This window comes from Streptomyces bohaiensis (assembly GCF_012033785.1).
Taxonomy (GTDB): domain Bacteria; phylum Actinomycetota; class Actinomycetes; order Streptomycetales; family Streptomycetaceae; genus Streptomyces; species Streptomyces bohaiensis.
Window position 1 is genome coordinate 1 of sequence record NZ_JAAVJC010000204.1, and the last position, 8,483, is coordinate 8,483.

Annotated in this window: 5 protein-coding genes; 1 reads left to right on the forward strand and 4 read right to left on the reverse strand. The window is 74.2% G+C overall.

Features of this window, described 5'->3' with window-relative positions; translation table 11 throughout:
- From HCN52_RS18445 to HCN52_RS18460, 4 genes are all read right to left on the reverse strand, one after another.
- On the reverse strand, nucleotides 1–960 hold a 960-nt coding region (locus HCN52_RS18445; RefSeq protein ID WP_209314713.1), incomplete at its 3' end, for a polyprenol monophosphomannose synthase.
- Nucleotides 961–1,096: 136 nt separating this feature from the next.
- A complete protein-coding gene (locus tag HCN52_RS18450; RefSeq protein ID WP_168089562.1) occupies nucleotides 1,097–6,118 on the reverse strand; it encodes an NAD-glutamate dehydrogenase in 5,022 nt (1,673 codons plus the stop codon).
- A 364-nt stretch (nucleotides 6,119–6,482) separates the two neighbouring features.
- Nucleotides 6,483–7,274, reverse strand: a complete 792-nt coding sequence (locus tag HCN52_RS18455; protein ID WP_168089563.1) for an HAD family hydrolase — start codon at nucleotides 7,272–7,274, stop codon at nucleotides 6,483–6,485.
- Nucleotides 7,275–7,357: 83 nt separating this feature from the next.
- Nucleotides 7,358–7,861, reverse strand: a complete 504-nt coding sequence (locus HCN52_RS18460) for a DUF6912 family protein (protein WP_168089564.1) — start codon at nucleotides 7,859–7,861, stop codon at nucleotides 7,358–7,360.
- Between the two features lie 142 nt (nucleotides 7,862–8,003).
- Between HCN52_RS18460 and HCN52_RS18465 the strand changes: the two genes are divergently transcribed.
- Nucleotides 8,004–8,483 (forward strand): Rv3235 family protein (locus HCN52_RS18465; protein WP_245175267.1); only part of this gene is annotated, 480 nt, incomplete at its 3' end.

Here is an 8,483-nt window from a genome sequence, read left to right on the forward strand (position 1 = left end):
GCCGACGCCGGTGCCGGCGGGCGGGGCGATCCGCGGCCGGACGCGATCCCGCCGCAGGAGCGGCAGGCGCCGCAGCGCCGGCGGGGCGGGCACCTCCCGCAGGTCCCGCAGGCGGAGCCGCCACGGCAGGAGCGCGGCCTCGGTCTGCACCGCGAGCGACATCTTGGAATCGCCGGCCCGGCGCTCGGCGAAGGTGATCGGCACCTCGACCGCACGGGCGCCGGCCCGCAGCGCGCGGTGCTTGAGCTCCATCTGGAAGGCGTACCCGGTGCTGCCCGCCGTCGCCGGGCGCAGCCGCCGCAGCGTCTCCACCCCCCAGAGGTTGAAGCCGCCGGTGAGGTCGCGGACCCGGGAGCCCAGGACCGTCCGGGCGTAGCGGTTGCCGCCCCCGGAGAGGAGCCGGCGGTGCAGCGCCCAGCGTGCGGACAGCGTGCCGCCGGGCGCGTACCGGCTGCCGACCACCAGTCCGGCACCGAGGGAGCACGCGACGCCGAGCAGCTCGGGGACGGCGGCGACGGGGTGGCTGCCGTCGGCGTCCATCTGCAGCACGTACCCGCTGCCCTGTTCGGCCAGCGCCCACCGCATCCCCGCGGCGTACGCGCGGCCGAGCCCGGCCTTCGCGGGGCGGTGCAGCACCGCCATCCGCCAGGGGCGGCCGGGTGTGTTGTGGCGCAGTGCGAGTCGCTCGGCGAGCTGCCCGGTCCCGTCCGGGCTGGCGTCGTCGACGACGAGGAGCCGCAGCCCGGGCAGCGGCAGCGCCAGCAGGGCGTCGGCGACCACGGTGAGGGTGAGCGCCTCGTCGTAGGTCGGCATCACCACCGTCAGCGGCGTCGCGGCCCACTGGGCCGGCAGCACCAGGGGGCGGCGGCGGGCGGGGCGCCCGGTGAGCGAGACCGCCGCGCCGGCCCAGCCCGGCAGCTGGGTGGTGCCCGTCCCGGTGGTGGTGCGTGCTGCGTCCATGCCGCCACGGTAGGCAGCGGCCGGGCGCCGCACCTGCCGGGCGGGCGGTACGGGTTACGTGCTGCGCCGGGCGGGTGACGGCTGCCGGGGCGGCTGCGCCCGGCGCCGCGGGCCCGCCCGTCGGCGGAGCCTGCCGTCAGCGGTTGGAGCGCAGCAGCGTCCGCATGGTCCGCATGGCGACCGAGAGGTTGGCCAGGTCGAACGTGTCGGACTCCTGGATCTCCCGGAGCGTGGCGCGGGCGCGGCCGAGGATGGCCTGGTTGCGCTCGCTCCACGCGGCGAACCGCTCCTCGGGCGCGTCGGTGGCCTCACCGGCCGCCAGCACGTCCGCGGTGATCAGCTGGTGCGCGGCGTAGAGGTCCTCCCGGATCGCGGTCCGCGCCATCGACTGCCAGCGGTCCGCCCGCGGCAGCTCGCTGATGCGGTCCTGGAGCCGGGAGATGCCCAGCTGGTCGGCGAGGTGGTAGTACACCTGCGCCACGTCCAGCAGCTCGCGCCCGGTGCGGTCGGCGACGGCCACCACGTCCAGCGCGGGGAACGCGGCGGAGAACCCGGCGACCTGCTGGGCGAGTTCGCCCGGGACGCCCTGCTCCACCAGCTCGTCCTGGACGGAGGTGTGCCATTCCAGGTCCTGACCGCGCAGCAGCTTGGGCAGCTCCTGCCAGACCTGACCGACCCGGCCCGCGAACAGGTCGATGGTCTCGGCCAGTTGCAGGGGCTGCGGGCGGTTGTTGAGCAACCAGCGCGCCGCCCGCTCGACCATGCGCCGCGAGTGGAGCCGGATCCGGGTGAGGGTCGCGGCGTCGACCTGGTTGTCCAGCCGCTCCGCGGTGTCCCAGATCTGGTTGAGCGCGAAGATGGCGCGGGCGGCGGTGTGGGCCCGGAGGATCTCCTCCGTGGAGGCACCGGACTCCTCGTGCATGCGGTGCACGAACGACGAACCACCCACGTTGATGGTGTCGTTGACCAGCATCGTGTTGATGATCTCGCGGCGCAGCGCGTGGCCGGCGACGCGGTCGGGGAACTTCTTCCGCAGCGGGGCCGGGAAGTAGAGCTGGAGCAGCCGTTGGGCGTAGGGGTCGTCCGGCAGCCCGGTCCCCATCAGCTCCTCGGTGATGGCGAGCTTGGAGTAGGCGAGCAGGACGGAGAGTTCGGGCTGGGTGAGCCCCTCCCCGGCGTGCAGCCGCTCCTGGATCTGCTCGTCGTCGGGCAGGAACTCGAGCTTGCGGTCGAGGTGGCCGTCGGCCTCCAGCCGCCGGATCAGCCGCTGGTGGGCGAGGAGCAGGCTGGCCGAGGTGGTGAGGTCGTTGGCGAGGGCGACGTTCTGCGCGTAGTTGTTGCGCAGCACGATCTCGCCGACCTCGTCGGTCATGCGGGCCAGCAGCCGGTTGCGCTGCTTGACGGTCTGGTCCCCGTTGGCGACGACGCCGTTGAGGAGGATCTTGATGTTGACCTCGTGGTCGGAGGTGTCCACCCCGGCGCTGTTGTCGATGGCGTCGGTGTTGCAGTGGCCGCCGCGTTCGGCGAACTCGATCCGGCCGAGCTGGGTCATGCCGAGGTTGCCGCCCTCGCCGATGACCTTGGCGCGCAGTTCGCGGCCGTCGACGCGGATGGCGTCGTTGGCGCGGTCCCCGGCGTCGGCCTGGCTCTCCTGCGAGGACTTGACGTAGGTGCCGATGCCGCCGTTCCAGAGCAGGTCGACCGGGGCGCGCAGCACCGCCTGCATCAGCTCGTTGGGGGTCATCGTCGCGGCGCGGCCGGGGATGCCGAGCGCGGCGCGGACCTGCGGGGTGATCGGGATCGACTTGGCGGTGCGGGGGTGGACGCCGCCGCCCTTGGAGATCAGCGAGGTGTCGTACTCGGCCCAGGAGGAGCGGGGCATCTCGAAGAGCCGGCGCCGCTCGGCGAAACCGGTGGCCGCGTCCGGATCGGGGTCGAGGAAGATGTGGCGGTGGTCGAAGGCGGCGACCAGCCGGATCTGGTCCGACAGCAGCATGCCGTTGCCGAAGACGTCACCGGACATGTCGCCGATGCCGGCGACGGTGAACTCCTGGGTGCGGGTGTCGTGGCCCAGCTCCCGGAAGTGGCGCTCGACCGAGACCCAGGCGCCGCGGGCGGTGATCCCCATGCCCTTGTGGTCGTAGCCCGCGGAGCCGCCGGAGGCGAACGCGTCGCCGAGCCAGAAGCCGTAGGACTGGGCGACCTCGTTGGCAATGTCGGAGAAGGTCGCGGTGCCCTTGTCGGCGGCGACCACCAGGTAGGTGTCGTCGCCGTCGTGGCGCACCACGCCGCGCGGCGGGACGACCTCGCCCTCCACCAGGTTGTCGGTGATGTCGAGCAGGCCGGAGATGAAGGTGCGGTAGCAGGCGATGCCCTCGGCCAGCCACGCGTCGCGGTCCGAGGGGGCGGGCAGCCGCTTGGCGACGAACCCGCCCTTGGCGCCGACCGGGACGATGACGGTGTTCTTGACCTCCTGGGCCTTGACCAGCCCCAGGATCTCGGTCCGGAAGTCCTCCTTCCGGTCCGACCAGCGCAGCCCGCCGCGGGCGACCTTGCCGAAGCGGAGGTGGACGCCCTCCACCCGCGGCGAGTACACCCAGATCTCGTAGGCGGGGCGCGGCTCGGGGAGGTCCGTGATGGCCTGCGGGTCCAGCTTGGTCGCGAGGTAGGGGTGGGGTGCGCCGTCTTCGCCGGTCTGGAAGTAGTTGGAGCGCAGTGTGGCGGTGATGACGGTGCGGAACGCCCGCAGGATGCGGTCCTCGTCCAGGTTGGAGACCTGGTCCAGGGCGCCGTCCAGCTCCTCCAGGATGCCGTCCGTCAGCTCCCGGCCGGCGGTCTGCCGCTCGGGGTTGAGGCGGGCCTCGAAGAGGGAGACCAGCAGCCGGGTGGTGTGGACGTTCTTGCGGAGCGTCTCCTCCATGTTCTCGCGGGAGAACCGGGCGCCGGCCTGCCAGAGGTACTTGGCGTAGGAGCGCAGCACCATCGCCTGGCGCCAGGTCAGCCCGGCGGCGAGCACCAGCGCGTTGATGCCGTCGTTCTCGGCGGCACCGGTCCAGGCGGCGGAGAACGCGTCCTGGAACCGCTCGCGGGTGTCGCTGGTGAGGCCGGCGGCCAGGTGCTCGGGGATGCGCAGCCCGAAGTCGTAGATCCAGGCGGCGGAGCCGTCGGCGGGGCGCAGCTCGTAGGGGCGCTCGTCGACGACCTCGACGCCCAGGCAGTGCAGCACCGGCAGCACGGCGGAGAGGGAGACCGGGGCGCCGGTCCGGTAGATCTTGAGGCGCCGCTCGCCGGGGGCGGCGCTGACCGGCTCGTAGAGGCTCAGGGCGAAGGGGTGCCGCCCGTCGCCGCCGGGTGCCGGGGCGCTCGTCGCGGCGTCCGGGTCCGCACCGAGTTCCAGCACGTACTGGAGGTCGGCCACGGCCGCGCGCGGCGGGAAGTCGGCCTTGTACCCCTCGGGGAAGGCGTTGTGGAACCGGCGGCCCACCTCGGCTGCCTGCTCCTCGCCGCACTCGGCCAGCAGCGCCTCGGCGAAGCCGTCGGTCCAGGAGCGGGACGCCTCCGCCAGCCGCGTCTCGATGCGGTCGACGTCGGCCTCGGTCGGCTCCGCGAGCTCGGTGCCGGGCTGCACCCGGATGACGAAGTGGAGCCGCGAGAGCACCGACTCGGTGTTCCAGGCGGTGAAGTCGACGTTGCTGCCGCCGAGTTCCTCGCTGAGGATGTCGACCAGCCGCAGCCGCACCGAGGTGGTGTAGCGGTCGCGCGGCAGGTAGACGAGGGCCGAGTAGTACCGGCCGTACTCGTCCTGCCGCAGGAACAGCCGCAGCCGGCGGCGCTCCTGGAGCTGGAGCACGGCGGTGGCGATGGAGCGGAGCGTGTCGACCGGGGTCTGGAACAGCTCGTCGCGGGGGTAGGTCTCCAGGATCTGGAGCAGGTCGCGACCGCTGTGGCCGTCGGGCGCGAACCCGGCGGCGGCCAGCACCTCGGAGACCTTCCGCCGGATCACCGGGACGCGGCGCACCGACTCGGTGTACGCGGCGGAGGAGAACAGGCCGAGGAAGCGGCGTTCGCCGGTGACGTTGCCGTCGGCGTCGAAAGTCTTGACGCCGACGTAGTCGAGGTAGGAGCGGCGGTGCACGGTGGCACGGCTGTTGGCCTTGGTCAGCACCAGCACCCGCGGCTCGCGGGCCTTGGCGCGGGCGGCGGCCGACAGGCGGTCGAACGCCGGCGAGGCGGCCCGCTCGCTGCCCGGGTGGTAGGGCGGGTCCCCCTCCGGGTGGTGCGTCGGGTCGGAGCGGAGGACGCCGAGTCCGCTGCCGGGCACGGCGGTCAGCCGGTCGTTGCCGGCGCCGTTCGCACGGCGGTCCAACCGGTACTCGCGGTAGCCGATGAAGGTGAAGTGGTCGTTGGCCAGCCAGCGCAGCAACTCGCGGGCCTCCTCCACCTCCTGGTCGGCGATCAGCTCGCCGGGGACGTCCTCGTGCAGGCCGTCGGCGATGCGGAGCGCCTGCCCCCGCATCTTCTGCCAGTCCTCCACCGCCTCGCGGACGTCGCTGAGGACGCGGCGGAGGTCGGCCTCGATCTCCGTGAGGTCCTCGCGGTCCGTCTCGCGGTCGATCTCCACGTGGATCCAGGACTCGATGACGGCGTCGGCCGGCAGGTCCTCGGGCTCGTAGTTGGTGGCGCTCTCGCCGAACGGGTCGCGACCGGCGTCCAGCACCTCCAGCAGTTTCCCGGTGATGTCCCGGCGGACGATCATCTGCGGGTGGACCACGATGTGGATGCCGCGGTCCTGGCGGGACAGTTCGTTGGTGACGGAGTCCACCAGGAACGGCATGTCGTCGGTGACGACCTCGACGACGGTGTGGCTGCAGGTCCAGCCCATCTCGTCGACGGTGGGCGTGTACACGCGGACGTTGGCGGTGCCCTGCGGGCGGGCGCCGGCGAGCCGGAAGTGGGAGAGAGCGGTACCGCAGACGTCGACCGGGTCGCGCCCGGCGAGGTCCTCCGGTGCCACGAAGAGGTAGTAGCGCTGCAGGTAGGCACGGAGTGCGGCCGCGTCCATCCCGTGCGAGGGCTGGCCGTTGTTGGGCCCCCGGTCCGCCACTTCGGCGGCACGCTCCAGTAGTTCGGCCTTGCCTTCATCCAGCTTGCTGTGCATTCCTCGCAGCTCCTGTCGCGCGCCGTTGCGGGACGTCGTGGTCGGGCGTCTGGGTGGCGGCTCCGGCGCTCTGCGGCCGGTGCCGGCGTCGCCGTTCATCCCGCGCGACATCGGCCGTGCTCCGGCCGAGCGGTGCGGGCGGGCGGCGACGCGATCGGCGGACCACTCACCGCGCGCCCCCGCAAACGGGCGGGGGCGGCAACGGCGCGGGAGGCGGCTCTGCCCCCGGCGGGTCTCGCACTGATCACGCCTGCCAGGCTATCCCCTCGGCCCCCGGGGCCGGACATGTCCCCACGGGGCAAGACCCGCGCGGAAAGTTGGCCCTTCCGGACAGAACCGCGGGCGGCGCAGCCGCGTCGCACGGTCAGACCACCAGGGCCCGGGCCGCCGCGACCGCCTCGGTGAGGGTGTCCACCACCGGCACCCCGACCTTCTCCAGGCTGGCGCGGCTGTGCGAACCGCCGGTGTAGAGCACGGCCTTGGCCCCGGCGTGGCGGGCTGCCCGGGCGTCGTCCGCCGCGTCGCCGATGACGACGGTGCGCCCCGCCGCGACCCCGGGGAGCGCCGCGACGTGCCGGGCCATCGCCGCGGCCTTGCCCTCGCGGGTGCCCGCGCCGAGATCGCCGTCGACGCGGAGGAAGTGGCCTTCGATGCCCAACCGGGCGATCCAGGGCAGCAGCCGGTCGTGCGGGGCCAGCGAGCAGACCGACTGGGTACCGCCGCCCGCCGTCCACTCCGCGAGGAGGTCGGCGCAGTCGGCCGCGAGTCCCGCTCGCTCGCACCGGGCGAAGTAGTGGCGGTGGAAGGCTCCGTCCATCACCTCCCACTCGGCGGCGCTGGGCACACGGCCGAGCAGCCGCTGGTAGAACCGCGGGATCGGGACGCAGTACAGCTCGCGGTAGCGCTCCAGGGTGATCGGCGGCATCCCGATCTCGTGGAAGGAGGCGTTGGTGGCCTCCAGCACCACGTCGATGTCGTGCAGCAGGGTGCCGTTCCAGTCCCAGACGATGTGGGCGCCGTCCCAGGTGTCGCCGGCCGCCGCGGGCCGGCTCGCGGCGGCCGCCACGGCGACGGCCGGGGGCGGAGGCGGCTCGGCGGGGCCGGGTACAGCCGCGGGGGTCGTGGCGAGCGGGGTACCGGGATGCTGCTGGTCCATGCCTCGACGGTACGTGAGGGCTCGGACACACCGCTCGCCGCCCGTGGCCGCCGGGTGAACCGCCCACGGGCGGGCGCACCGGGTCAGACGAGGGTGTCGATCTCCTGGACGCCGTACCAGAGCAGTTCGTGGTCGGCGGCGCCGTCCACGGCGAGCCGGGCGTCCTCGTCGCCGCGGGCGGCACCGGCCAGCGCCGCGACGGCCGCGGCGACATCGGCGGCCGCCTCGTCCGCGTCGACGTGCACCGCGGCGACATCGGCCAGCGGGACCGCCGTGTCGAGGACGACCTCGCTCACCGCCTCCGGGTCCAGCGCCCGGTCGGGGTCGGTCCGCGCCGCGCCGTCGGCGACCTCCACCGCCAGCACCACCCGACGCGGCGGCGCGCCGGGGTCGGCGGCCAGCAGCGCCAGTGCGGCATGGGCCGCCCGGCCCAGCGCGGCGTACTCGAGCTCCTCCTCGCCGCCGGCGAGGTACCACTCGCGCAGCCCCGGGGTGACCGCGTGCGCGGTCAGCGGCGCCGGCGCCACCTCACCGGTGCGGTGCAGCTCGGCCAGCCGGGGGAGGGTGAGAGGGAGGTAGACGCGCATGCGCCAAGGATACGACCGGGCGCCGGCGGAGCCGCGCCGTGCGCCCCGCACGACACCGGCACCGAAACAGTTGCCCATTGCGTGACCACATGACTACACTCCGCTGTTGTTACCGAGGGGTAGCACACGGGGAGGGGTCTTCATGGGGGTCAGTACACGTCGTCCGGGCAGCACGGGCGCCACGGGCACGCGCCGGGCGGGCACCACCGCGCCGCGGGGGCCGGCGGGGCCCGGCCCGGGAAGCGGCGGCCGACCGCGCCGGCTCGGGGTGCCCGACCCGGCCCGCCCGCACGACTGGTTCGCCGAGCGGCTCGTCCAGGTCCTGAGCGGGCGCAGCCCCGTCCACACCCTGCTCGGCCACGTCCGCCCGGGCGCCTTCGACCAGCTGGTCCGGCTCGCGGAGGGCGCCCCGCTGCGCGAGGGACCGACCACGGCGGCGGTCCGCCGGGTGGGCTTCTGCCGGCCCGCCGCCGGTGTCCTGGAGGTCTTCGCCCGCATCGGCTCCGCCGACCGCGTCCGCGCGCTGGCGTTCCGGCTGGAGCACCGGCGCGGGCGGTGGTGGTGCAGCGCCGTGGAGCTGGGGCCCGGGCCGCGCCGCCGCGCCCGGGTCCCCACCGGCGGG